The organism is Cohnella thailandensis, assembly GCF_014212135.1.
Lineage (GTDB): Bacteria > Bacillota > Bacilli > Paenibacillales > Paenibacillaceae > Cohnella > Cohnella thailandensis.
On sequence record NZ_JACJVQ010000007.1, the window covers coordinates 158886 to 184343 of the forward strand.

At 51.6% G+C, this 25458-nt stretch carries 20 protein-coding genes; 6 read left to right on the forward strand and 14 right to left on the reverse strand.

Going from position 1 to position 25458, the window contains the following annotated elements:
* Positions 1–220: 220 nt before the first annotated feature.
* On the reverse strand, positions 221–1075 hold the full coding sequence (locus tag H7B67_RS10675) for a patatin-like phospholipase family protein (RefSeq protein ID WP_185119809.1): 855 nt from the start codon (positions 1073–1075) through the stop codon (positions 221–223).
* A gap of 119 nt (positions 1076–1194) precedes the next feature.
* Here H7B67_RS10675 and H7B67_RS10680 point away from each other — a divergent pair, with 119 nt between their 5' ends.
* Positions 1195–1566 carry a MerR family transcriptional regulator gene (locus H7B67_RS10680; RefSeq protein WP_185119810.1) on the forward strand — a complete coding sequence of 124 codons (372 nt, stop codon included), beginning with the start codon at positions 1195–1197 and terminating at the stop codon, positions 1564–1566.
* A gap of 315 nt (positions 1567–1881) precedes the next feature.
* Here the strand turns inward: H7B67_RS10680 and H7B67_RS10685 are convergent, their stop codons facing one another.
* The 6 genes from H7B67_RS10685 to H7B67_RS10710 all read right to left on the reverse strand — a co-directional run bounded on the left by H7B67_RS10685 (position 1882) and on the right by H7B67_RS10710 (position 11136).
* The gene (locus tag H7B67_RS10685) at positions 1882–2697 is read right to left on the reverse strand and encodes a patatin-like phospholipase family protein (protein WP_185119811.1); all 816 of its coding nucleotides are present in this window, start codon (positions 2695–2697) and stop codon (positions 1882–1884) included.
* Positions 2690–3379 (reverse strand): LexA family transcriptional regulator, encoded by a 690-nt coding sequence (locus H7B67_RS10690; RefSeq protein WP_221468744.1) that lies wholly within the window; start codon positions 3377–3379, stop codon positions 2690–2692. The genes H7B67_RS10685 and H7B67_RS10690 overlap by 8 nt, the downstream gene beginning before the upstream one ends.
* Positions 3380–3546: 167 nt before the next feature.
* Positions 3547–5973 carry a fibronectin type III domain-containing protein gene (locus H7B67_RS10695; RefSeq protein ID WP_185119813.1) on the reverse strand — a complete coding sequence of 809 codons (2427 nt, stop codon included), beginning with the start codon at positions 5971–5973 and terminating at the stop codon, positions 3547–3549.
* Positions 5974–6068: 95 nt separating this feature from the next.
* Positions 6069–7688 (reverse strand): response regulator, encoded by a 1620-nt coding sequence (locus tag H7B67_RS10700; protein WP_185119814.1) that lies wholly within the window; start codon positions 7686–7688, stop codon positions 6069–6071.
* Positions 7685–9439: a histidine kinase gene (locus tag H7B67_RS31270; protein WP_185119815.1), complete on the reverse strand. Its 1755-nt coding sequence runs from the start codon at positions 9437–9439 to the stop codon at positions 7685–7687. The genes H7B67_RS10700 and H7B67_RS31270 overlap by 4 nt, the downstream gene beginning before the upstream one ends.
* The gene (locus H7B67_RS10710) at positions 9439–11136 is read right to left on the reverse strand and encodes an extracellular solute-binding protein (protein WP_185119816.1); all 1698 of its coding nucleotides are present in this window, start codon (positions 11134–11136) and stop codon (positions 9439–9441) included. Before H7B67_RS10710 ends, H7B67_RS31270 begins: the two co-directional genes overlap by 1 nt.
* Before the next feature lie 159 nt (positions 11137–11295).
* Between H7B67_RS10710 and H7B67_RS10715 the strand changes: the two genes are divergently transcribed.
* A complete protein-coding gene (locus tag H7B67_RS10715) occupies positions 11296–11916 on the forward strand; it encodes an NAD(P)-dependent oxidoreductase (RefSeq protein WP_185119817.1) in 621 nt (206 codons plus the stop codon).
* Between the two features lie 24 nt (positions 11917–11940).
* On the opposite strand, the gene H7B67_RS10720 is transcribed toward H7B67_RS10715, so the two are convergent.
* The gene (locus H7B67_RS10720) at positions 11941–12792 is read right to left on the reverse strand and encodes a helix-turn-helix domain-containing protein (protein ID WP_343069206.1); all 852 of its coding nucleotides are present in this window, start codon (positions 12790–12792) and stop codon (positions 11941–11943) included.
* Between the two features lie 106 nt (positions 12793–12898).
* Here H7B67_RS10720 and H7B67_RS10725 point away from each other — a divergent pair, with 106 nt between their 5' ends.
* On the forward strand, positions 12899–15214 hold the full coding sequence (locus tag H7B67_RS10725) for a beta-galactosidase (protein ID WP_185119819.1): 2316 nt from the start codon (positions 12899–12901) through the stop codon (positions 15212–15214).
* 316 nt (positions 15215–15530) lie between these two features.
* On the opposite strand, the gene H7B67_RS10730 is transcribed toward H7B67_RS10725, so the two are convergent.
* Positions 15531–18890 (reverse strand): DUF5107 domain-containing protein, encoded by a 3360-nt coding sequence (locus tag H7B67_RS10730; protein ID WP_185119820.1) that lies wholly within the window; start codon positions 18888–18890, stop codon positions 15531–15533.
* Positions 18891–19078: 188 nt separating this feature from the next.
* Here H7B67_RS10730 and H7B67_RS10735 point away from each other — a divergent pair, with 188 nt between their 5' ends.
* Positions 19079–19972: an AraC family transcriptional regulator gene (locus H7B67_RS10735; protein WP_185119821.1), complete on the forward strand. Its 894-nt coding sequence runs from the start codon at positions 19079–19081 to the stop codon at positions 19970–19972.
* Between the two features lie 152 nt (positions 19973–20124).
* On the opposite strand, the gene H7B67_RS10740 is transcribed toward H7B67_RS10735, so the two are convergent.
* Together H7B67_RS10740 and H7B67_RS10745 are read right to left on the reverse strand one after the other, a co-directional pair.
* On the reverse strand, positions 20125–21126 hold the full coding sequence (locus H7B67_RS10740) for an NAD(P)/FAD-dependent oxidoreductase (RefSeq protein WP_185119822.1): 1002 nt from the start codon (positions 21124–21126) through the stop codon (positions 20125–20127).
* A 13-nt stretch (positions 21127–21139) separates the two neighbouring features.
* On the reverse strand, positions 21140–21391 hold the full coding sequence (locus H7B67_RS10745; protein WP_425353884.1) for a HesB/IscA family protein: 252 nt from the start codon (positions 21389–21391) through the stop codon (positions 21140–21142).
* Positions 21392–21577: 186 nt separating this feature from the next.
* Between H7B67_RS10745 and H7B67_RS10750 the strand changes: the two genes are divergently transcribed.
* Both H7B67_RS10750 and H7B67_RS10755 read left to right on the forward strand, forming a co-directional pair.
* On the forward strand, positions 21578–21817 hold the full coding sequence (locus tag H7B67_RS10750) for a ferredoxin family protein (protein ID WP_185119823.1): 240 nt from the start codon (positions 21578–21580) through the stop codon (positions 21815–21817).
* A 28-nt stretch (positions 21818–21845) separates the two neighbouring features.
* Positions 21846–22523 carry a helix-turn-helix transcriptional regulator gene (locus H7B67_RS10755; protein ID WP_185119824.1) on the forward strand — a complete coding sequence of 226 codons (678 nt, stop codon included), beginning with the start codon at positions 21846–21848 and terminating at the stop codon, positions 22521–22523.
* A 244-nt stretch (positions 22524–22767) separates the two neighbouring features.
* On the opposite strand, the gene H7B67_RS10760 is transcribed toward H7B67_RS10755, so the two are convergent.
* From H7B67_RS10760 to H7B67_RS10770, 3 genes are read right to left on the reverse strand one after another with little or no spacing between them, the layout of a single operon-like run.
* On the reverse strand, positions 22768–23574 hold the full coding sequence (locus H7B67_RS10760; protein ID WP_185119825.1) for a Nif3-like dinuclear metal center hexameric protein: 807 nt from the start codon (positions 23572–23574) through the stop codon (positions 22768–22770).
* A 33-nt stretch (positions 23575–23607) separates the two neighbouring features.
* Complete coding sequence (locus tag H7B67_RS10765; RefSeq protein WP_185119826.1) at positions 23608–24501, reverse strand: carbohydrate ABC transporter permease; 894 nt, start codon at positions 24499–24501, stop codon at positions 23608–23610.
* Between the two features lie 11 nt (positions 24502–24512).
* Entirely contained in the window at positions 24513–25439 is a 927-nt protein-coding gene (locus tag H7B67_RS10770; protein WP_185119827.1) for an ABC transporter permease, read from the reverse strand.
* Between the last annotated feature and the right edge of the window lie 19 nt (positions 25440–25458).

Genomic DNA, 25458 nt, shown 5'->3' on the forward strand with positions numbered 1-25458 from the left:
CACTCCGTGATGTTATTTACCGAGAAGGCATGGTTTATTTTACCATTACGGAAAATATATCATACGAAGGATTCATTGTCTATTCGTATTCGGCTATAAACTAATTACAATGAACTAGTTCACAAGACCGACACTAACGGACATGAAAGAAGCTTAAAGCTAGAAATAGAGCTGTTCTAAACCTAACGGACATGCGAGACCATAGACAAGAAGCGGCATCTTACCACATAGTCAGAACGGCTTCGGCGATCGAGCATCCCTGCTCCCGCCCGGCGATCGCCGTTACGCTGCGGCGTGTCGGGTCGTACGGATTCGGGCCTATCGCCGCAACGCTGCGTTCATCGGGTGATATGAGATATACGTCCGCGCTTGTACGCATGGTTGCCGCATCTTCCGCCGCTCCTGGAATGGAGCCATAACCATTCGGCATCGGGGAGAGAATCACGATCCGTTCGTAGCCTTCTGCCAGCCGTGCATTGGTCGTGGACACCATTCCTCCGTCGGTCCAGATGCGGTCGCCGATTGAGACAAGCGGCCAAATTCCCGGAACGGCTCCGCTGGCCGACACGGCATCGAGCAAAGAAACTCCCGATTGATGATCGAAAGTATGAAGTTGCCCGGTATCGGCATCGATGGCGGTCACCTGAAGATGTGCCGGCCATTCTCTGGTCACGAGGCGGCTCTCGACTACGGTGTGCCGCTGTTCGGGCGACACGGGGGAGGGATTGTTTTTGGCGATAATCCCGAATTCTACTCCGACTTTTTGCGGATCACTTCCTCCTATGATAAATGCCTTATACCAAGCTTGAATTAATTCTTTCGACGCGTTGACTGGTATCTCGATCGGGTTTGGCTCCAACTGGGCAGCAAACAGCTTGTTCATATCGTACCCACTGGCCAGGGCTGTTCCAACGAAGGCGCCGGCAGACGTTCCGATGACCACGTCAGCTCGACGGAGGTCGACTCCGGATTCGAGCAGTCCCGCTAAGACGCCAACCTCCCAAGCGATGCCAGTTACACCGCCGCCACCCAAAACGACGGCTCGAGTCGGTGATTTCCTTTTCTGAGCGTTCATTCACAGTTCCTCCTTCTGATCGATCATTATGCCAGTTGGTTTGACAAGGTTCCGTTCGGCTTCTAAAGTATAAACTATAAAGTATACTTGAATGTCAAACCTTATACGCGGAGGAAAGCATGAAAATTCATGTGCTGACACAAAAAACCGGGTTACAACCGCCGACCATTCGTTATTACGAGAAGGAAGGATTGCTGGATAGACGCCACGTCGAGCGCAGGGACAATAATTATCGGGACTATACCGAGGACGCGGTCGAACACCTTCTGCTGATCAAAAGAGTTCAGGCTGCGGGTTTTACGCTAAAGGAAATCAAAGCTATTATGAAGGAAGAAGAAGGGAACAAACTTGAGCTCTCCCGGGCCATTGAATTTTTGCAGAAGAAGATGAAGGAGATGGACCGTAGGAAAAGAGAATTGGAACAATCGCAGTCTCTTCTCGCCCGGATGTTAGCCAACAAATTGGCGTTGTTGGAGAAGAATGAGACATAATAAAATAAATCGTTGCGTAATGAAGGCTGGACTTTTGTAGCTGTAACTCCTTTTGCCGCCCTGCCTGGTGAACCGGTAGAAGCCCCCGTGAAAATCCAAATAAATAGAAAACGGAGCTCGCATACTCGCGAATCTCCGTCACCGTTGTTTCACAACTACTACTTCCTTTTCACGCCTTAATCATCTCTCCACTACCCTCCAAAAAACGTTTCACTTTCCTTCACGCTCCACTCTGCTTTTAATATCACAAGAGACCCAAAAACTAAACGAATAGCAACATACAGCTCCTTTCGTCCTTTCCGTTCCTCTCCAAGCTCATTTTTTCGAGGACGAAAGCTCGCCCGCACCGCGTTCCTCGCCCCGATTCCGCTTCAGCTCTTCGACGATTCGTTCGGTCGCCTCCTCTCCTGCCTCGATGCATTCCTCCCACTTCGTAAAATCAAATGCGGGAATAGAGCCGACTTCAGGACGAATGACGATGTCGGCCATCCGAAGATTGGCGTGTTTGCGTTCCGCGGTCATGAGGCTATACGAGCGATACACGACTTCGAACAGGTTGCGCGGAGGTCTCTTCTCGTGATCCCGCGCCACGTCGACGGCGACGACCAAGCGGACTCGGTCTCGATCCAGAACATCCACGGGAAAATTGTTCAATACGCCTCCGTCCACGAGCATCATTCCTTCGTACATCAAGGGAGAGAAGATTCCAGGGAAAGCCGTTGTCGCCCGAAGAGCGGTCAACAGATCTCCCTTGTCGAAGATCACCTGCTTGCCTTCCATTAAATCCACCGCCACCGACTTGAAGGGAATAGGCAGCTCTTCGATGAGAACGGAGCGGTTGCCCTGCAAGTGCAACAACTCGCGCATAGCGGCATGAAGGCTATTGCCGGCAATCAATCCGCGTTTGCGAATCCCGAGATCGAGGAGACGGAACTTGGGGGTCTTGCGGATGAAGTCCTCCATATCGGTCGGACGTATACCTGCCGCGTATAACCCTCCGATCACGCCGCCCATGCTCGTGCCCACGATGCTATCAATGGAGATTCCATGTCTCTCTAACGTCTTCAGAACGCCGATATGAGCAGCCCCTCTAACCGCTCCTCCGCCTAACACCAAACCGACTTTATCCATTTTGCCCTACCTCGCTCAAGAAAGAAGATAACCGGGCTTTCTCCTCGCCGGATAGGTCCTCTATGGATTTCAATAGCCTGGTGACCAGCTCCGAGATCTCGAGACTAAGTTCTTCGCTCAGCGTTTGTATCGCCGTACCCAAAACCGTGCCGATAAACATCGTCATTCCCGTCTCGTTGCTTGGCGCCGTCTTCACCATATGGCGAATAAACGCCTCGGTCTTGCCTCCCAACTTCTTCAAGTAGACCAGCAGCATTCCGATTACATACGCGCAAAAATCGAGTCTCGAAGTGTGTTTGACGATTTCATCGATCATCTGCCGTAAGGCTTCATCGGGTTTAGCCTGCTTCAAATCCTTAAGCAACCTTGAGATTTTCGCTGCCGTTCGCTCCCATTCCTCCGGATCGAACGTATCCTTGCGGGGCTGGTCGAATAGCTCCGTTGCTTGCGCCGTCGGGATGAAGACCACCTGGGACCTGCCCGTTTCCTTCGTATTCACTTCGTAGCTGCGCGTGATGAACCCTAGCTTCTCGATTTCCTTCAGCATGTCGTACGCCGTCCACTTGCTGACTCCGATCGATTTCGCCAGCGCTTCGTAGTGAATAGGCAGATTCGTTTTCCGATACAGATCCACTAGCTTGCTTAGAAACTGCATCCGTCGTTTCGTAAGCGGCACGACCATCCCTTCTTTCTTTCGCACTGCCTGCTCGTTACGTTTTTGGGTTTTTTGTGTTTCAATCATAATAAGAAAAAAAATCCAAGTCAAGATTTTCAATCTATTGCGTTGAACGAAAGGAGGAGCCTCCCCTCGGGTTTCGGGGAAGCTCCTGCTAAAATCGTCCGCTTCTTCTACTCCGTATCTACGGAGTAGATCGCCATGCCGGATATCGAAGGATCCCCGAATACCTTCACAAGCTCCATGTCCAGGACCCCATCCTGAACCGTCACGGTAAACGGCCCATACTTGCGCCACTCGTTTAAGGGCATGGTCCCGATCGGGGTATCCGACAAGATTGCGCCTTCCATTTTGACGTCGAAAGATCTGAAATTCGCCAAATAAGTCTCGATGGTCCACAAGTAAATTTGATAAGTTCCATTGGCTAATTGCTGGCTTATGCTAAAGGTATCGTCGGAGAACAAAGCGCTATTAAGCATCATGCTCGTGGAATCGTTCACGGCAGGTTGCAAAGAAGCATTGTCCGTATATCTTCTGGCTGTAGATGTCGAAACGATGCTTGCATCGTCTTCTGCCAACCACATATTATCTTCGATAAAATAGCCAGAGCCGTTAAAATTAATTCCCTTGACGAAGATCGGTTCTGGCGCCGACACCGGATTCGTTGTGACGAGCAACTCCTCGCTCGGATTCGACTGGTTTCCGTTCACATCTCTCGCTTGTACAGTAAAGCTATAGGTTGTATTCGGACTTAATCCGGAGAAGTCGGTTGTGGTATCCGAAGTTTGATCGATCACGACGCCGTCTTGCATCACATCGTAGCTGTCTACCCCCACGTTATCTTGAGAAGCATCCCATTCAACCGTTACGCTATCGTGCGTCTTCGAGACCAACCTCAGATTGCCGGGCGCCGTGGGAGGAGTCGTGTCAATTTGAGGAGGAGGTACTAAATCTGTCGAATAAATCTCCATGCCGGAAATTGTAGGGTCTCCGTTCGCTTCATTAATTTTGATAAGATCCAGATTTAAATTCCCGTCTTGCAGCCATACCTTGTACGGTCCGTACTTACGCCATTCGTTAAGCGGCATCGAACCAATGGAACCGTACGTTGCTTGCCTAAAGCCTTCCAAGTAGACGTCGAAAGTCCGAGAGTGTCCCTTATTGGTTTCGGATATCCACAAATAAATTTCGTATCCTCCATTTGCGAGAGTTTGATTGATATTAATCGTCTTATTCGCGTAAATAGCAGTATTCAGCATCGTATTTGTATCGTTGTCTACCGATGGAAGTAGATTTATGTCTCCTGCATGCCTTTGGACACTAGAGATCGTAACGCCAGCCACGCTCTCTGCTAACCATACATTGCCTCCAACCGTTACTGCGCTGCCGTTAAAATTGATTCCCTTGTAGAAGACGGGCGGGCCTTGCTCAGGTGCGGTTTCTGTCGTTATAGTTACAGGTATGCTTTCAGCAGAGCGATTGTTGAATACGTCCCCTGCCGTTACCGTAATATGATAAGTGGTGTTCGGTTCAAGCCCGGTCGCGGTATAAGTGGTGGACGATGTCCATCCATTAATTTTCCCCTCATCTACGATATGATAGTCAGATATCCCAACGTTATCGGTAGAAGCGTCCCAGGTAAGCGTGATACTGTCTTGCTTTATCGAAGTAACAACGACGTTCCCAGGTGCTGTCGGGGCAATCGAATCGTTGGCAAAGTACTGACCATAACCAACACTCTCATTTATACTTCCTTCATTACTACCATAAAGACCCCCGTAGTGTACTTTGCTTCCGTCATTGCCATATAAATTACCGTAAGCGTATGAGTGATCCAATGTGCCAGCTGTATTATTTTTTGCGACTAAGCCACCAAAGTAATAGGAAGAGTCGCTCCCAACAGGGGTGCCGCTGTAAATGGTTCGAGATATCAGCCCATGAGCTTCGGTCATCTGGATGACTCCGCTATTTGTTGATACTACTCCTCCAGCATAATAGACGCCACTTACCTTGGAGTCCGAATAAGAATTCGAGATTACGCCTGCATTAGAAATTGCAATTCCCCCCGCGCTCCAACCACCAACGGAACCGGATGTACGACTGTTACGAATCTCACCATAGTTGTATGCTACCAAACCTCCTCCCCCATACTGAGCACCAATACTACCGGAGAAAGAACAATTATCGACCAACCCATAATTGTTGTAAACAAGACTTGCTACAGTACCGCTAATATCCGAAACTACTCCTTGACCCAAATTCAAATTGCGAATAACGCCATTTGCTTGGAGTGAATAAAACATCGCCCCGGTTGTAAAAAAGCCCGAAATTGTGTGATTTAAGCCATCTAAAGTCCCGCTGAAAAAAAAACTACTATTCCATGGTCCCATATTGTGGATGTCCGCACCTAATTCAAAATGTGCGTCCGGATGAATGCGAAGCAGCTCCAAATCAGAATCCGTGCACAACACATAAGGACTCTCAGCCGTACCGTCTCCTCCTGACGTGCACGCGCTCTGCGGGGCTTCCTCTGCCGAAGCTTGTCCTATTGTGGGCAACAGGAGCAATACCGCAAGTACTAGGAAAAAGAATCGTTTCATCCTGAACACTCCTTCGAGAATAAAGTTGACTGCAAATTCAGTGTATCAACGGAAGAGTGTCGGATTGGAGGGTAGATTTGCAACATTCCGGATAATCATTTAAGATTCGACCGTTCGCGGTATTCCTGGGGAGTCATGCCGAACTGGCGACGGAACACTCTAGCGAAATAATTCGGATTTTGAAATCCTAGCTCAGCGGTAATCTCGTAAACTCGGCCCATCGTATTCGACAACAAATAACAAGCCCGATCCATCCGGCACCGATGCAAATAATCGCTGATGCTCATCCCCGTTTCGAGCTTGAATATCTTGGACAGGTAAACAGGATGCAGCCGAACCTCGTCGGCGATCGATTGCACGGTGAGTTCCTTAATCGGCGTCCGCTCGATCAAGGCGTACACTTGCCGAACGAGATAGCTCTGGCTGCTTGCCGATCGCAGCGCCAGCTCTTCGCGAATCCGATGCAGATGCCGCATCGACCACTCTCCCAACAGCTTCGGCGAACGGCACCACGGCCCGGCTGCAAGCTTCTCGAAATCTTCCCCCAGCACGGTGGACAGAACCAGCTCGCTGCGGTGAATGATATGAATGAACGCGCCGGCAATATGGAAGAACACCTCGTAAAGATGTGCTTGGGAAGCCTGCCACTCGGCGGTTAATTCATCCAGTATGCTCTGGATTTTATCCTCCGCTTCTTCCCATCTGCCGGCTTCCAATAGGTTGATTAGCGCGGGCGATTCGTGCAACACGCGCAGCGAACGAACCTCGCCGGTTTCTACCCGCCGGTCGGACAACGTGACGAACATGTCTCTGATGCTGCCGACCTTCTTAAGAAATGTCGCGACCATCCGGCGGTAGATATCGGATACGTCGTCGGGAAAAGTTAGCCCGTCGCCGATGATGACGGATACGGTTCCTCTAAGATAACGGCTAACATTAAATTGCAATCGGGTCGCGGCGTCTTCCAAATGATAGCGTAGGCGATCCAGAGGCTGCTTCGCTTTAACGAGAAAAACGAGATATTCTCTCTTATCGCGACAATACCAGAGCTCGAACCATTCTCCGAAAATCTCCTCGGCGATGTTCGTTACCGCGTTCTCGATGACATTCATTCCTTGAACGTCATCATGCGCGAACTCGTCCTCCAGCCGAATCAGCATCATCGCGAATTCGTCGCCGGTCCGGAAAGCGATTTCAAAAAGCGTCAAACGGTCGGTCAATTCCGCCGGCGCGTATCGTTTGCCATAAAGTAGGTTCTCGAGAAGCGAGGAACGAAGCAGGGGAAGATTTCCGCGGACTGTCGCGACGGCTCTTTGGTAAGAGCCGACCTCCTCCCACTCCTGCCTGATCCGATCCAGTATCCGTTGCAGACATTGTTCGAGCGTTTCCGCTCGCACCGGCTTGAGCAAGTAGTCCATGGCCTGCTCTTGAACGGCCTGCCTGGCATAGGCAAATTCCGCGTGCCCCGTCAGAAGGACGGTTTTTGTTTTCTTATGATGACGATTCGCATAAGCGATCAACTCGAGACCCGACATGCCGGGCATTCGCACGTCGGTAATCAGGATGTCTACGGATTGGGCTCGCATATGTTCTATCGCTTCGGCCGCGGAATACGCCTTCAACACCGCTTCAATGCCGAGGGTGCTCCAATCCAGGGACTCCGCAAGGCTGTCGACCAGATGAGTCTCGTCGTCAACGATCAGCAGCGTGATCAATGTTCATCCCTCTTTTCGGATTCGGATCCCGGCGTGGGCCAGGCCAGTCGAACGCGCAATCCCCCAAGAGGGGATGGAGAGAAGCAGACTCCGGCAGACGGCCCGAACATGAGCTGTAGCCGTTGAGAGACGTTCCATAGCCCGTAGCCGATATCGCTTTCAGTCGTTAGGCGCATGCTCTTATCCATGGCTTGTATCCGTTCCTCCGGCAAACCGGTGCCGTTGTCGTCAACATGGAGGTAGCAGAATCCCTGTTCCATGGAGCCCGTGATGCGAATCTCCGCTTCCCCGGGTTTCAACTCGATCCCGTGCAAGACGGCGTTCTCGACGACTGGCTGAATGGTTAATTTCGGAACGATCATCTCTTCCATGGTCTCCGGAACATCGATCGAGAATCGAAGCCGCGGCATTCTCATCCGTTGAATATTCAAATAATTCTCGATCATCGACAGCTCTTCCCGCAAAGTCGCCGTTTCCTTATCGGATCGCGTCGTATACCGGTAATAATCGGCAAGATTGTGAGCCATGGACGAGACCGCTTCGCGATCGTCCAATTCGTTCATGCTCGTAATGTAAGCCAGGCAATTATAGAGAAAATGCGGATTCACCTGGGCTTGCAGCTGTTTCAGCCTCGCGTCCTTGGAGCGGATTTGCTCCTCGTAGACCGACTCGACGAGAAGTTGGATTTCCTTCGCCATCTCGTTAAAGCCCGTCTGCATATAAACGAATTCGCGACTGGAACCCGTCGGAACGCGAGCCGAGAATCGTCCGTCCCGAATCTGCTTGAACCCATTCATTAATTGGCTGATCGGAATTTGAATGTTTCGGTAAAGCAGCGCAAGCGCGATGAGACTGACGGCCAGCAGCAAGCCAATCGCGGCGTAAAAGAGATTGCGGCTTTCGTAGAGGGGAGAAACGACCTCGTTCAAAGGCAGGAAATCGACAAGGTACCAATCCAACGTTCTCGATTTGAGATAATAGACTTGATAGTCTTTGCCATTCAGCTTCACCCTAGGCGCATCTTCTTGTCCGAGACTCCTTCCGTCGAGCCAGGAGATCAACGCTTCAGTCGTTGCCTCGTCCTTCGGACTCCCATGAATGGCATCTTCATCCGCTCGGTATAGAAACGGACTGCCCCTTCCGCCTTCTTGATAGTCGGATAAGAGAGCGGCTAAATTATTGGAATCAAAGCTAACTTCCACTATCAACTTGGATTTCGAAATCTCTTCGTTCGGCATGTACTCGTCCACGATATATCGCTTGAACCTCCGCGTTTCGAGACCGGATTTCGAATCCGTCGTTTCCAAACTCCAGGAGGCGGACGGATGCTCGGGCAAGTCGTTCTCGTCGTATTCGGCGGTAGACAGCAGATCGACGCGTTGGCGGGCAACGGGCGAATAAACGACGAATTCGTTGCTCCAGTCGCTGGAGAGACTTTGCAGCTTAAGCTTCTCCTGAACGGCGATTTTCGTTTTGACCCTGTCCAATAGACTGTCTTTATACGGGAGATTCGGAAGATCACGAACGCTGGGATCGCGGTTCAAAAAAACGGCCAACTGCTGCAGTTGCCCGATCGAGGAATCCATGTGGCGGAGAAGAACGGAAAGCCGTCTTAGGTTCGATTGCTCCAGCTCGGTCTCCACGACTTCGACGCTGACCTTATGCGAATATCCGATCAGAAGAAGGACGGGAACGAGAAGCATCAGAATCAGAATCGACATTTTGACGAACAACGAGTACCGGAAGCTCACTATTCTCTCCTCATTTCGGGATTAACCGTCCTATACCAGTCGTTCACTTCCCGAGTAATGACGTCTCCGCCCGAGCTCTTCCATTTCCGTACGAAGTCGTCGAATTGCTCCAGAGGCGCGTTGCCGTAAATGATCCGCGTGAACGTGTCGTTCTCCAAGCTTCTCAGATACTCGTGCCGCTCCTTCATCGCCGGCGTCGGGGCTCCGATAAACCGGTCGCGGACGGAATAGTTCATCATCTCATAATTGACGGCGCCCGCCTGAAGAATTTCGGGTCCCGCTCCCGACAGGTATTTCTCATAGAACGATTCTGGCTTCTTCCCATGGTACAAGTCGTAATAGATTTTCGTCTGCTTGAACGGAATGTTCGGTTCTTCGTTGGACAGAATGACTTTTTGGGCTTCGATTTTACCGCCGGGTATTCGATCGTCGTCGTAGACGGGCTCACCGTTCACCAACGCGTAATCGTACCCTTCGGCGAATCCGAATCTCAGTACGTCCGTCTCTCCCGAGAAAACGAAACCGTATAAGTCGTCGTAATACTGCAGGATCCGATCCATGTGCGCGAAATCTTTATTGAACAAAATAAGTCCGAGAGAAAGCGGCGTCGCTTTGCGGGCGATCTGCCCGTTCGGTCCCGACGGCAGCGGATAAGCCATGACTTCGGCTCCGGGCACGTTCGTCTTGACGTCGCCCAATGGCCATCCCCCGCTCCAGAAGGCGCCGAAATAAATGCCGGACTTGCCCCTGGTGAAGGCATCGGCGGCCATGACCCCGTCCATCAAAGCGATTTCGGGGTCTAAATATCCTTTTCTCAGCCATTCCGCGTATTTGGATAACGCCTGCTTCGCATTCGGCTGCAACGAGCCGTATTGAAGCGTTCCGTCATCCGTAAGAATCCATTGATCCGGCAAGGCGTCTCCATAGGAGCCGAACAGCCAGCTGGCGTCGCCGACGACGGAGGATACGCTGTCCTTGATCCCTGCCGACATGCCGATCGTGTCTTTAAGTCCGTTGCCGTCCGGATCTTCATTCACGAAAGCGTCCATGACGTTCTCGAGTTCTTCGATGGTGGCCGGAGGTTCGAGTCCCAGCTTGTCCAACCAATCCCGGCGAATGAACATGAGCGTGTCCTGCTCGTCTCCCGCCGTGAGTACCGGCAATCCGTACTTTCTCCCGTTATAGGTCACCGGGTACCACACTTCCGGATACTTGGCGTACAGTTCCTTCATCCGCGGAGATGCATATCGCTCGAACTCTTCCGTAATGTCCAGCAGCTTGCCGGCTTCGATCAGCTCGCCGGCGAACATTTTATCGTATACGTGGAAGGTATCGGGAAGCGGCTCGTCCGCGTCAAGCGAAAGCCGAAGCTTCGTCACATAAGCCTCGTTCTGGCTGTCGGCCGACCATAGCACTTTAAAATCGATGCCGTGTCTCTCCCTGGCCCATTTGGTATGCCAGTTGTTTGCCGGAGTCTCTCCGTACTTAAACCGCATGGAAGGCACGATTTCCTCGACGGTCGTTATCGCGATCGGGTCAGCCGTTGCCGCATGCGCCGCCGGCGGAGTGGGACCTAGCGGGATGGCGGTATCGGGTGAGGAGGATCCTGCCTCTTGACAGGCCGACAAAAAAAGACACGGTATCGCAGCAACCATCGCGAGAAGCAACCCTTCGTTTCTCCCTATTCCGGCTCTCACAGCGTAACCTCCTATTGCTAGGATCGTCGTGCGCTCGCTTTCATCCAATATTATACATTCCATGTTCCGATTGCGTAAATTGGAAATAAAACAAGAAATCCCACGTCGATGCAGAAAGACGATATAATTACTTTTAGCACAACAGGGAGGTTCGAACTTATGAATATATTAATTTTAGGCGCAACTGGACGAGTCGGAAGTCAAATCGTTACTTATGCCCTTTATGACAGACATCAGGTTACGGTTTTAGTTCGAACTCCGGAAAAGATTCAGATCAACGATAACAATTTATCTATTATTCAAGGGAATGTTTTAAATAAAGAGGATATCGTACGCGCCATGCATGGGATGGATGCCGTGATTAGTGCACTAAATACGGATGGGACAACTACCCTAACAGAAAGCATGCCCCTTATTATCGAAGCAATGGAACGCGAAGGTATACAACGAATGATAACGATAGGGACTGCGGGTATTCTGCAAAGTAGATCTGCCCCAAATTCCCTGCGTTATCAGTCAAGTGAATCAAAGCGCAAATCAGTCCGTGCGGCGAAAGAGCATCATAACGTTTACGATATGCTCAAACAATCAACATTAGAATGGACTATTGTCTGTCCCACGTATCTGCCCGACGGAGTAAGGAAAGGCAATTACCGCGTAGAACGTGATTTTTTGCCTGAGGGTGGGGTTGAAATATCCGTCGCGGATACAGCTGAATTTACATATAGCCAGATAAAAGCCAGCGACTATATAAAGTCGCGCGTAGGTATCGCCTACTAAAAATAGAGACGGCTTGTCCGGTCATTATAAACTCGTCTTGCGTTTGCGATATTTTGACGGAGTCTCTCCGAACGATTGTTGGAACATTCTTGTAAAATGATCCGTACTTTCGAACCCGACATCGGAGGAAATCTCCGAAATCCGCCTGCTCGTGCAGGACAATAGTTGAGCCGCTTTTTCGAGCCGGAATTTGTTTACGGTATTCAAAATCGTGTCTCCCACTTCTTCTTTGAAAAGATGGGACAACCTCGACGGTGACAAACAGGCCAGTTGGGCCAATTCCGGCAAGCCTATTTTTTCCTTGAAGGAAAATTGCAAATACCGCAATACTTCCGCGATCCTGGAATCCATCGCGATTTCTCCGACATCCGAAGCGGCCAACCTGACTTGAATCAGCGCCTCTTCCAACGCCAACTCCGATAACCTGCCGTGCAAGGCTGTACGGCCATCCCGCAAAGAATGGCGGTGCATGCGGTTTAACGGATCGACCACCGCGTGACGGACTTCCGCCGGCAAGCTCAAGTGAAAGAATCTTTCGGATCTTACGGGCAGTCTAAGCCACGGACTCCAATCCGGGTCTGGAATAAAGTGAACCCATAGAAATTCCCATGCTTCTCCATGAGTACCATATTGGTGCGGAATGCCCGGAAGCAAGATGGCGGCGTCCCCCTCTCGGCACAGCACGTCTTCCTCTGCCGTTCGGACAACCCCTTCGCCGGAAAGCGTATACATGAGCAACCAATCCACGCTTCCCGAAGGACGGTGGACAGAATAACCTAGCTCCTCCCGGTAATGGCCGGAGATGAGAATTCCGTAGGGACGCTCTTCGTTAATAGCATAATTCGTCGGTTTTTTAGCCATTTCGCTACTCCTCATAAGCCCATCTATTATTTAAAATTATTACCATCGGTGCTTTTCCCCACTGATTGACTCAGTAGAATTCATCGCATTTTCAAAATAACATAAGGAGGCAAGATCGACAATGAACAACTCTGTTTACAAGCTTTCGCTAACAGACACCGCTGCCCCTGAGATCCGTCCAGGCAAACTGGGGGAGTTCGGCGGAAGCAACCCCTCCGGAGACGCTTACGGTTTCACGAACTTCTACATGACGCGCAATGGTCAACCCTTCATCCCGGTTGTCGGGGAATTTCATTTCTCCAGGTTCTCTTACTTGCATTGGGAAGAAGAGCTTCTCAAGATGAAAGCCGGCGGCGTCCATATCGTGGCTACTTATGTATTCTGGAACTTCCACGAAGAAGAAGAAGGGATATTCGAATGGGGCGGCGACCGGAATTTACGTCACTTTATCGACTTGTGCGCCAAACTGGACCTCCCTCTGATCCTAAGAATCGGACCATTCTGTCATGGGGAAGTCCGTAATGGCGGGATCCCGGATTGGGTGTTCTCCAAACCGATCGAGATCCGTTCCAACGATCCTGGATACCTGGCTCTGGCCAACAAGCTTTACCGAGAAATCGCCAAACAGATGAAGGGCTCGCTCTATCAGGACGGGGGTCCGGTCATTGCCGTACAGTTGGAAAACGAGTTCATGCACTGCGGGGCGCCGAACGATGCTTGGGGATACAAAGCCGGCAAGTTCATGACTTCCGGAACGGGCGGCAACGATCACTTGATGGAATTGCAACGAATCGCCATCGAAGCGGGCATTAAACCGCTCTTCTTTACGGCAACGGCTTGGGGAGGCGCCGCGGTACCGGAGCAAGGCACCCTTCCGATGCTGGCCGGCTATGCCTATACGCCGTGGATTCCGAATCAACCGCCAAGCCGGGAATTCGTGTTCCGCGATCTTCATCATACTCCTGCAGAACCGGTTAACTACGATACGCGGGAATATCCGGTCGCTTATTGCGAGATGGCGGGCGGCATGCAAGTTAGCTATAACGCAAGACCGTACGTTCCCGCAGACAGCGTCGAAGCCATGACGCTGGTCAAGCTGGCAAGCGGCAGCAATCTTCTCGGCTATTATATGTATCATGGCGGCTCCAATCCGGTGGGCAAGAAAACGTATTTGAACGAACAGTTCCTTCCGAAAATCACGTATGACTATCAGTCTCCGTTAGGGGAGTTCGGCAGGGTCGGCGAATCGTACGACCGGATTCGCACCCTCTCGATGTTCCTCGAAGCGTTCGGCGACGTACTCGCTCCAATGCCCACAACGATACCGGAGGGCCAAAGCGATATTCCATCGGAGGATACCTCGACTTTGCGCTGGTGCGTCAGGCAGAAGGACGGCTCCGGCTTCGTTTTCGTTAATAATTTTCAGGATCATATCGAAATGCCCGACCGCCGTTTCCGAATCGAACTCGAGACTTCCCAAGGGAACGTTTCTTTGCCGAGCACGGGTGAAATCACGATCAAAGGCGGGATTGGTGTCGTGCTGCCGTTCAACCTCGATCTCGGCGGGATTCAATTAGTTAGCGCGACGGCTCAATTGCTAACAAAACTGGAGTCCGATGGGGAGCAAACCTTCGTCTTCTATGCGCATGAAGGCATGACTCCCGAACTCGTCTTCCGTAAATCGTCATTGTCGTCTATTGATCCTGGCGCTGGAACCGTAGAAGACATCGGCCCGAACTCGATTGTTCGTCCCGCTGCAGGCAGAAGACATGTCGTCCGCGCGAGAACGTCCGATGGCCATGAAGTCCGTATTTTGGTACTCACGCGTGAAGAAGCCCTTCAATCCTACAAGGTCTCCCTGTGGAACAAACAAACGCTCGTCATTAGCGACAGCCATCTGTTCGTGCACAACAATCGACTTGTGTGTACCTCGTCTAACAGCGAGGTAACGGTGTCCCTTCTTCAAACCGGGACCATGGATTTGCGTTCGAACAAGGGGACTCTTGCGAGGAAACAAGACGGCGTGTTCGAAACCTTCAAGATCTCCATTCCCGCTTTTGAACCGAGTCTGTCCGTCTCCAAGCCTTCAGGTCGCTCCGCCCTGTTAAAAATCGATAAGGAATGGCCTGCGGAAGTGAACGACGTCTGGCTCCACATCGATTATGAAGGCGATGTTGCTGAAGCTTATCTAGGGACAAGGCTTCTAACCGACCATATTTATTACGGACATCCCTGGCAGATTGGGTTGAAGCAGTTCCGGAACGATCTCGATAAAGGCGATGTGCATCTGGCCATCACCCCGGTTCGCAAAGGAACGGTCACCACGTTCGTGAACCAAGCCCAAGTCGAACGGTTCGAGGGAGTCGAGATCGCGGAGTTCCGTTCCATCCGCGCGATTCCCGAGTATCAAGTATCTTTGTTTCCGCAACGAATCTAAGAAAGAAGCGATCATTCTTCGAAGGAATGATCGCTTTCTTCATTTCTCATTTTAATCAAATTCCCGAACCAACATGGTATATCCCGTTGGCCGGATGATAGATAAGACCGTTTTGCCATCCTTAGCAGGATTCAGCACATGAATCGTTGTCCCTTCTCCCGGAATTAAATCTGGAATGTCGAAATTCTGTTCCTCTGCATCGTCCTCCGTCCGGATGTTCAGACGGTAACCAATGATGGAGTGGGATGGAATATCCTTTGTACAATGTATGCTGCATACCAACTCGCCGGAGCCTCCGCCTTCTTCTCCGTACCTGTTAGTCGCACAAGGCCAGGTGAATTCTCGCGCCCTGATGGTTCGTCTCCAATTCGATCACTTCGTCGAGTCTTGCCTTCGCTTCCGCGGTCCGCTCCAGGCCAAGCCATCCAAGCCCCATCATGTAAAGGCAATGGACCTTGTTCCTCTTATTCAGGTCATCCTCGAACACGAGAAAGTCCGGTAGGGAAACGGCGAAATAATCGATTTTCACATCATCGAACAGATGCTTCTCGGCATAATCGATCAATTTGTTGAACCGGCGATTCGCTTCCTTAACGACGCCCAACTTCCTCCAGGCGAGACCCTGATAGAAAATCATATCCGGCGGTTGGTCATTGTAAAACATCGCGCTGGCCGGTTCCTCCAAGCCTTGCGAAGCAATGGACCAGCATTCGGTTGCCTTCTCGGATTGACCCAATCCTTCGTACGCGTTGCCGAGATAGTAGTAAACGTTATTCTCCTGCGCGCCGGCGAGCTTGCCCTCCCCTAAGTTCTCCGGGTAAACCAGAGCACGGCTGAGCAGGTCCGCCGCTTGCTCGAACTTCCCTTGTCGGAGAGAATGTTTGCCGAGTTCGACGTGCGCCAGCACGTATTGGCCGGTCACTTTCCCTTCTCCGCCTTCCCATGGGTGGAACTTCCGGCGGGCGATTGCCGTTGCGGCATCGGAATGCCTGTCGAGCAAGTTAAGCAGCGTTACATATTCCACATACAGATCGTCGCGTTTTTCGACCAATTCCATGTGGCGCTCCAGCTTCGCCAGACGGTCTGCGGCGGAGAGGCCGATTTTCTTGTACAGCTGGTCCAGTTCATAAAATACGCGAGCGTCCGAGGTATTGCAGGCAAATGCTTTCTCCAAAGCCTTACGCGCCTGTTCGGGAGCATTGCGCTTATTGTAATAAGCAAGCGCAAGGTTCCGATGCGCCGTCGCGAAACCGTCGAATAGCGAAACGGAAGCCTCCCACAAACGAATAGATTCTTCCGGACGTTTCTTGTCGTACAGCAGGTTGGCCAGGTAGTAACGGGCTTTGTCATCCGAGGAATCCAAGGAGACCGCGCTTTCCAGCACCAACAGATCAAAGAGACTGTTCGGGAAGCAATAGTCCGGCGCCGCGTCATGGCCGGCTCTTCTCTGGACGCCGGCTTCCGCCGGTTGACCCGACATTTCCAGCACGTAAGCCAGCGCATAATGCAGCATGGGATACGAGGAAGAGCCCGTTAGCTGGATGATCCGCTCCAGCACTTGCGCGGCTTCATCGTAAAGACCGCAGCCGGCGTAGTCGGACGCCAGGTTCAAATAATTATGGACGTCGTTACGCATCAGAGTCGTTAGCTTATCGTTTGCTGTAGCTTCATCCTGCTCGTTACCCGATGCGGAGAACAGAAGGACTCGTTCATAAGCAGAACCAAAATCGGCTACGTCGAGAGCAAGCGTTTCTTCGGCATAGGCAAGCGCTTCCGCATAACGTCCGAGCTTGCGCAGCAGCGCCGCTTTCAAATGCCTGGATTTGTAGTTGCGGCTATTGCGTATGAGCGAACGTTCAGCCAGTTCAAGGGCTTCCGCATAAGCCCCTTTGCCGCAGGCGATTTGAGCCAGCGAGAAGTACCCGCTGTCCTGCCAAGCCGCAGACCATACGGATTTGTAGAATGCCGAGAAGGCCTCTTCCATCCGCCCCTGTAATTTAAGCGACATGCCGAGTTGGTAATAGGCTTCGCTGTCATACGGGTTCGGATTCCGCCAGGTGAGCGACTTGATTGCAGTACGGAAGTGATTCTCCGCTTGCCGGAACAGCCCTCTTCGGAGCAGCAACGTGCCGTACGCGACATTGATTCGGATATCGGATGCGTCGCGTTTCAAGCCTTCCAGGTAATAGGCTTCCGACTCGAACGTAGCGTGCCGGTATTGTTCCAGGTGAAGTCCGGCAAGATAAAGCTGCTCGTTCGTCTTCAACTCCTCCGGCAGCGGCAGCGGCTTCGCCGCGTCCGGCACTTGCTCGATGGAAGGCTTGGCGGGACGATAGGAGATTAATGTCCTGCCTTCCGAATCGAATACCGTCACTAGAAGGTCGTGCGCCCGGTCTTGTTCGTCCAGCGCGATAATCGACTTGTAGGTCGACAGCGGGGATAACTCCACCGTATCGCGTGCATAAATCCGTTTCTTTCCTTTTAACTCTACGACAGCGTCCTTGAGCACAGAGGTGGCATAAGCCATGACGGTTGCCGTGCGCGATGGTTCGTCCACTTCGAGATTGACGGCGGCCTCGATGGATGCATTCTTGACGACTCCGATATCCTTGTAAGGCATGAAGTATTGTTTGAAGGTCTTCTCCTCATAAGGCTGAAGCCAGGTGAAGTCCGGTTGATTATCGGTGTATACGCCCGTCATCAGCTCGATGTAAGGCCCATCCTCGTCGGTCAAGTTGCGGTCCCATGCTTGCCCGAATTCCCCGTTCCCCCAGGTCCATTGCTTTTTGCCTGGAGAAATATGGTGATTCGCTACATGGAGAAGTCCTGCCTGGACCCCGTGATCGTAACCTCCGACGAAATTATAGTCCGACTTATACGCCATGTACGAAGTCGGTACCGGGATGTTCTTATAGCGCGAAATATCGACGCCTTCCGAGTAGTCCATTTTGTAATACGTCCCCGTTGCGATCGGAAACCGGGATACGTCCCTTTTGCCGTGGTCGAATACGGCCGTGACATCGGGCGGGAAGACGGACTGGGTATGATCGTTCACGGCGACGGCCGGATTGGCCCACCAGAGGAACGTTTGCGGCTGAGCCGTTCGATTATACAACTGGGCCGAAATCTCCAGGTACGCTTTGCCCGGATATAAGGTAAAGCCCGTCGTCACCTTGGTTCCGTACATTCGATCGATCTCGCTGACCCATACCGTTGCGCTGCCGTCTTCGTTCGGCGATAGCAGATGCTCAACGGGTCCGAACGTGTTCGGGCGGTGATGTTGAGGCCAATTGAACTCGATTCCGCCGGAGATCCAAGGTCCCGCCAATCCGACCAGTGCCGGTTTAATGACCCGGTTGTAATAGACGAAATCATAGTTATTCGTTTTATCCAGAGCTCGGTATATCCTGCCGCCTATTTCCGGCATGATTTCGATTCGGACATATTCATTCTCGAGGATGGCCAGCCGGTAAGTCTTCGGCTTCTTCTCGTCCTCTATTCTATCGATAACCGGATGCGGATAGACGCGGCCGGAGCTTCCTTGGTAGACGCGCTTCTCCAAGAACATCGGGTTTTTGTCCGGTTCGCCGGTACCGTACGTCGGGATATCCTTATCCTCTTCCCATACGCGCACAGCCTGAAAAGCTGCCGACGCGGCTTTCTCTTGAATGCTCATCGGTTACCCTCCCTTGTTTGATGATTCCAATTTACCGCAAGCGCGATCGGATTCCAATTGACGAAACTCGGCATTTGATGGATTATATTCTTATATCGATGAAGATCAAGATCCTAATAACAACGAACCATAGAGAAGCGGAATGGAATATGTTCTCACACTTTTGACAAAGAAGGGACGCTAGCAGGATGGCGACGATTCGGAAACCGGAAGGCTTCGACTCCCAGAGATTGTTCATTCAGCCCGAATACATGCAGAACGACCTTCAATCCCAGGAGCTTACCCGATCGTTCTATGTAAGCGACATCGGTTATTTTCCCCAAGCCAGATATCATTACCGGGAAAGAAACGAGGGCTGCGACTCCCACATCTTCATCTACTGCGTGGAAGGCGAAGGCTGGATCGAATGGAACGGCAGCGACAGGCAGGCACGAATCGCGCCGCATCAGCTTGCCGTCATTCCCGCCGGTATGGCCCACCGCTACGGCGCGGCCGTTGACAACCCTTGGACCATTTATTGGTTCCATCTCAAAGGAGAGCACGCTACGCAACTGATTCGGGCATATGGCTTGGATTCAGGCCCTTTGTCTCTTCCGCTTGGAACGCATGCCCAGTGGCTGGAGCATTTCGAGCAATGCTTCGCCCTCCTAACGGACAAAACGTATTCTCTACAGGTCCAAATTCACGTCTCTCAAACCGTTCGGCATCTCCTTAGCACCGTAGGCATCAGCGCGAGTCACTCGGCACAGGACAAAAAAAGAGAGCATTACTTAGAGCAAGCCATCCGGTACATGACCGACCGGCTGAACGGCTCCGTAACGCTCCTTGAATTGGCCCAGCACACCGGCCTTTCAAAGCAACATCTGATTTATTTGTTCAAAAAGGAAACGGGATGTCCGCCCATCGATTACTTCTTAAGAATGAAAATGCAGCGCGCCGGCCAAATGCTCGACTTGACCGACCTGAGCGTGAAGAAAGTTTGCGGTGCCGTGGGGATACCCGACCCCTACTACTTTTCCAGGATGTTTAAGAAGATGATGGGCGTATCGCCGACGGAATACCGAAGCATTCCGAAGGGTTAATGTTCTTGTCCTGTGCTTTAGGCAAGGACTTTGCCTTCATTAATATAAAAAAAGCCGCGCTTCTCGCGGCTTCATATCGATGTATTTTCTTGCCGGTATTTTGCTCCAGACTGCTGAGGGCACTCGTTACCGAACCCGTACCATGATAATGGCTAATTAAACTTCATATGGCTGCTATGTCCCGGGTAAAGTTTAGACTGAGGATCGATGTAGACTTTGGCGTTGTTAATCGCTGTCGGAGCTTCCCCGAACCCTACGGCAATAAGCTTCAGCTTGCCGGGGTAAGTTGTGATGTCTCCAGCGGCAAAAATCCCCGGAATGTTCGTCTCCATCCTTGTGTCTACCCGGATAGAGCCCTGTTGGATATCCAGCCCCCACTCCGCGACCGGACCTAGCGATGAGACAAATCCATAATTCACGATTAATGAATCGCACGGGATTTGCCATTCTTCTCCCTTCAGGCTGCTCGCGATCGTCAATTCTCTAACTCGATCATCGCCCCTAATTTGAAGAATATCAGTTGAAGTCAAGACGTTCACGCTGGATTTCATCAACCTATCCACGCTATGTTCATGCGCTCTGAACTTATCTCTGCGGTGAATGAGCGTAACTCGTTTCGCGACGCCCTCTAACATTAAAGACCAATCGACTGCGGAATCCCCGCCCCCGCACACGACAACTTCTTGCCCGGCAAACGCTTTAAGATCGCGAATGAAGTAGTGAATTCCTCTTCCCGCATAATCGGCCGCTTCCGGCAAGTCCATCTTTCGGGGTTCGAATGCTCCGACGCCTCCCGCGATGATGACCGAACGTCCCCAATGAACCCCTTTATCCGTAACGATTCTAAAAAGGCGTTCCTCTTCTTTAAACACTTGCAGAACTTTTTCTTCTAAACGGACTTGAATCGGGAAGACACTCATTTGGCGTTCCAACCGGTCCACAAGCCCTTGTGCCGTAACGTTAGGAAATCCAGCCACGTCGAAGATTTTCTTTTCAGGGTATAAAGCGGCCAGCTGGCCTCCCAATTGAGGCATACTGTCTATGATCTTCGCGCTTGCTTGGCGCATGCCCGCATAGAATCCGGCAAACATGCCCGTAGGTCCTCCTCCAATGATAATCATATCGACAATCTCATTCTCGCGTGGTTGATTCATCGCCTTTGCTCCTTTAGCATTTTTGCGCTTTGCCGCGGTATGCAGCCGTTCGGAAGCTAGCTCCGCATCCGCAGCTGGCTTTCACGTTCGGATTGTCCATGGTGAATCCGCCTGTCATTCCTTGATCTTTATATCGCAGATCGTAAGACAATCCGCTGCAGCCGCCGTCTACGACGCCTACCCGCAAGAATAGCCCCGGGGAATTCAAATCTAGGATCATTTCGTTGATTTGAGCGGAAGCTTTATCGCTAATCTCAATCATCATTCTCACCTCGTCCCAAACGATCGTAAGTTTTTATACATCGATATTTAGAATGTTTGTGATTGATCTTAGCCCTATTTTTCCCCCTCGTCAATATCTAAACTTAATAAACTAAAATGTTGACTAAGTGATCGTGAGAAGCTTAAAATGATGATGCCAATTATTAAACATTAGTCGGAGGCGAGATGGATGGCATTCGTCATAACATCCCCATGCATTGACGAACAGGCAGCAGAATGTCTGGACGTATGTCCGGTGGACTGCATTGTCAAAGGCGAAGATCAATATTTTATTAACGCCGACCTATGCATATCCTGCGGAGCTTGCGAAGCCGCCTGCCCGGTAGGCGCAATTTACGAAGAGTATGATGTTCCTCCCGAAGAGGCCGGTTCTATAGAGAAAGCTATCCGGTTCTTTTCCCAACGCTAACTTATCTTCGGAAGGATGGCATTAAAAGATGCAAACAGAAGGAACGACCCGTCGACAGCTTCTTGAAGTACTTAGAATAAAAGGCAGCTCCAGCATCACGGAACTATCCAAGGATCTAGGCATAACGGAGATGGGAGTCCGCAGACATATTCAAACGTTGGAAAGAGACGGGCTCGTTGAATCCGCGATGCTTCGCCAACCAATGGGAAGACCCTTCTATCAATACTCTCTGACTGAACAGGCGGACGATCTTTTTCCCAAAAGTTATCACCACCTTACTTTGGATTTGCTCAATGAGGTTGAAGAACAGAGCGGCGGAACGGAGATGGTCGATAAGCTGTTTGCGGGCCGACGTTCGAAGCTTGAAGCTAAATATCGGGGAAGGCTGCAGGACAAGACGCTGGAAGAGAAGGTTGCCGAACTGGCGGCCATCCAGAATGCAGGAGGCTACATGGCCGAATGGGAAGCGAACGAAGACGGCAGTTACAAGCTGTACGAACGGAATTGTCCCGTCACCCAAGTAGCCAAACGCTACCGCCAAGCTTGTCATTGCGAACAACAGCTCTTCAGCAATTTGCTCGAAGCCGATGTCAAGCGACTGGAATGCCTCGTCGATGGCGGAAACTGCTGTACGTATTCCATTAAGCCAATCCCGGAAAATGTCCAATCCATAAAAGCGACCGTCCCTTGGGGGAACGATCGCTAAATGACAACATACAGCTAACGGACATGAAAGACGCTTAAAAGCTAGAAATATAGCTTTACTAAACCTAACGGACAGGCGAGACTCCTAGACCGATTTTTTCGCCCGAGACGGCGAGAATTATCGATTTAAGAGCTCCACATGTCCGTTAAAAACGCTAGAGATCGCAAACGGGCGTTTAAGGGATTCTCATGTCCGTTACTAAAATCATCGATCCGGCCGTACTCGTGACTTCAAACCCATGCTATCACAAATAAACGAACGGCTCCTTGGCATCGACGAACGTCACCGGTACTCCTTCCGCGATCGGCAGAAGCCATTCGGCCAAGTACTTCATTCCCCATTCCTCGGTGCGCTCATGTCCGACCACGATCATCGCCTTGTTCATCCCGAGCATGGAGGCGTCGTTGACGTACGCGCACAGCGTCCATTCCGTTATGTCGCCGCATACCATGACGTCCAGCTCCTTGTCGCGCATGAGCTCCATCGGCATCTCCTCTCGACCGAGGCCCAGGCTGCCTCCCCCAACCAGAATGCCTATCCTGGAGCAAGGAGACTCCGGCTTGCCTACGATCCTCACTTTGCTCATGCCAAGCTTCCTCTTGAAGAATTCCGTCAACTCCCCGACGGTCGTGGGCTCGATGACATACGACCATGGCGAAGACGGATCGAGCCTTTTCTGCTCCCAGCCAAGCTCTTTGATGAGCCCGTCGTAGATCAAATCGCTCTTAGCCATATGCATGTGGTCGTGGAAGCGCCAGATCGCGATTCCGTTATCGTCGATGAGCTTCTTTTTGGCCGCGTAAACGGGATCGTTCTCCAGCCATTCCACCTTGTCGGCTCCGGTGAAATAAGTCGGCTCGTGCGTGATGATCAGGTTCGCTCCGATAGCGATCGCCTCTCGGATCACGTCCACGGTCGCCGTGAACGTCGTAACGATGCCCGATACCTCCTGGTCCGGGCTTCCGCTAGCCAGAACGTCGCAAGTCTGCTCCAGCTTGCGTCCTCCGCAGCTTTTCTCCAATACTCGATCGATAACGTCTTGCACTTTCATGTGCGAACATCTCCTCTACTGTAATGATTCCCATCAACCCTTAACGGCTCCGATGACGACGCCTCGGGTCAAATATTTCTGCAGCGGCGGCAGCACGACGAGAATCGGAACGATTCCGAGAACGGCCATCGCCATCCGGACGGCGCTGCTCGGCAGTTCGACCGCGCCCGCTCCGACCGCATTGCCCGCCTGGCCGGAATTCAGGTATTGAATGTTGTTCATCAATTGAACGAGCAGGTTCTGAATTCCGTAATATTGCGGCTTACTAACGTAGTACAGCGCGTTAATCCAGTCGTTCCAATAGGCGAGTCCCATAAACAAGCCGACGGTCGCCAGAACGGGCACGGAGAGCGGCAGCATGATCCGGAAGAACGTCCTCATCTCGGTCGCTCCGTCGATCTGCGCGGATTCGATCAAGTCGATCGGCACGTTGCTCTTGAAGTAATTCCGGACGAGCAGCACGTTGAATCCGTTCGCAAGCAGGTTCGGCACGATCAAAGCCGCCAAGGAGTCTTTGATATGGAAGTATTGCGTCCACATGATATAGGAAGGTACGACTCCCCCGCTGAACAGCATTGTAAAGAATACGACGAAAGCCAGCGCGTTGTGGTATTTGAAGTCCCTTCGGGACATCGGATAGGCGAGCATGCTTGTGATGAGCAGACCGACGGCCGTGCCGATGATCGTCACGAGGAAGGAGACCCCGTAAGCTCTAAGGAACGTATAAGCGGAAGCTTTCAGATAGAGGTAAGCGTCCATGCTGAATTCCTTCGGGAAGAAGCTGTATCCGTCGTTGATCAAGCTGGACTCCTTCGTGACGGAAGCGATGATGATAAGAATGAACGGCAAGAAAGCGGCCAGCGTGATGAACCCCATCAGGATGGCGGAGAACAGGGCGAAGGCGCGTTCCCCTCTCGTTTGAATCATGGACATCCCTCCTAGAACAAAGCATTTTCCGAATTGACTCGTTTGACGATCGAGTTAACGACAAGGACGAGCACGAAGCCGACAATCGATTGGTACAGGCCGGCCGCAGCCGACATGCCGATGTCGTTAAGCTGCATCAGCGCCCGGTAGACGTACGTGTCGATCGTCTGGGTCGTGCTGTATAATGCTCCCGCATTGAGCGGAACCTGGTAGAACAGACCGAAGTCGGAGTTGAAGATGCGTCCGATTGACATGAGCCCGAGCACGATAACCGTAGGCTTGAGAAGCGGCAGCGTAATCGTCCGGATCTGCCTCAGCTTGCCGGCACCGTCGATCTTGGCCGCTTCGTAGATGCTCTTATCGATTCCGGCAATGGAAGCGAAGTACACGATGGAGCCATAGCCCGCCGTCTTCCACATCTGGATAATGACGAGAAGGTAAGGCCAATATTTCGCTTCCGAATACCAATTGATCTCCGGAAGTCCGAGCGGTCTTAGAATCGACTTGTTGACGAAGCCGCTGTCCGCGTTCAGGAAGGCGAATACGAGCATCGACAGCACGACCATCGAGATCAAGCTCGGCAGAACGAGGCCGGACAGGTATAACTTCGAATATAGCTTCGTCAGCAGCTCCGCCATCAGAATCGCGATGAAGATCGAGCAGATCGTGCCGATGACGATAAAGGTTAAGTTATAAAGCAACGTGTTTCTCGTCATGATCCAGGCATCGGTCGTCTTGAACAGAAATTGAAAGTTGTCGAAGCCGATCCAGTCGCTGCCGAAGATTCCTTTGGCGTAATTGATGTCCTTGAAAGCGATAAACACGCCGAACATGGGGATATAGCTGTTGATCAGAAAATAGAGCAGGCCCGGAGCGGCCAGCATCAGGAGCGGCGCCGTCTTCCGGAGCGCGCTCGTCGTTCCGCGTGCGTTTCTCATTCCATACCCTCCTCCATTA

Coding starts and splice junctions, on each gene's coding strand:
- H7B67_RS10675 (WP_185119809.1), bottom strand. CDS start 1,075: ATGAACGCTCAGAAAAGGAAATCACCGACTCGAGCCGTCGTTTTGGGT.
- H7B67_RS10680 (WP_185119810.1), top strand. CDS start 1,195: ATGAAAATTCATGTGCTGACACAAAAAACCGGGTTACAACCGCCGACC.
- H7B67_RS10685 (WP_185119811.1), bottom strand. CDS start 2,697: ATGGATAAAGTCGGTTTGGTGTTAGGCGGAGGAGCGGTTAGAGGGGCT.
- H7B67_RS10690 (WP_221468744.1), bottom strand. CDS start 3,379: ATGGTCGTGCCGCTTACGAAACGACGGATGCAGTTTCTAAGCAAGCTA.
- H7B67_RS10695 (WP_185119813.1), bottom strand. CDS start 5,973: ATGAAACGATTCTTTTTCCTAGTACTTGCGGTATTGCTCCTGTTGCCC.
- H7B67_RS10715 (WP_185119817.1), top strand. CDS start 11,296: ATGAATATATTAATTTTAGGCGCAACTGGACGAGTCGGAAGTCAAATC.
- H7B67_RS10720 (WP_343069206.1), bottom strand. CDS start 12,792: ATGAGGAGTAGCGAAATGGCTAAAAAACCGACGAATTATGCTATTAAC.
- H7B67_RS10725 (WP_185119819.1), top strand. CDS start 12,899: ATGAACAACTCTGTTTACAAGCTTTCGCTAACAGACACCGCTGCCCCT.
- H7B67_RS10730 (WP_185119820.1), bottom strand. CDS start 18,890: ATGAGCATTCAAGAGAAAGCCGCGTCGGCAGCTTTTCAGGCTGTGCGC.
- H7B67_RS10735 (WP_185119821.1), top strand. CDS start 19,079: ATGGCGACGATTCGGAAACCGGAAGGCTTCGACTCCCAGAGATTGTTC.
- H7B67_RS10740 (WP_185119822.1), bottom strand. CDS start 21,126: ATGAATCAACCACGCGAGAATGAGATTGTCGATATGATTATCATTGGA.
- H7B67_RS10745 (WP_425353884.1), bottom strand. CDS start 21,391: ATGATGATTGAGATTAGCGATAAAGCTTCCGCTCAAATCAACGAAATG.
- H7B67_RS10750 (WP_185119823.1), top strand. CDS start 21,578: ATGGCATTCGTCATAACATCCCCATGCATTGACGAACAGGCAGCAGAA.
- H7B67_RS10755 (WP_185119824.1), top strand. CDS start 21,846: ATGCAAACAGAAGGAACGACCCGTCGACAGCTTCTTGAAGTACTTAGA.
- H7B67_RS10760 (WP_185119825.1), bottom strand. CDS start 23,574: ATGAAAGTGCAAGACGTTATCGATCGAGTATTGGAGAAAAGCTGCGGA.
- H7B67_RS10765 (WP_185119826.1), bottom strand. CDS start 24,501: ATGATTCAAACGAGAGGGGAACGCGCCTTCGCCCTGTTCTCCGCCATC.
- H7B67_RS10770 (WP_185119827.1), bottom strand. CDS start 25,439: ATGAGAAACGCACGCGGAACGACGAGCGCGCTCCGGAAGACGGCGCCG.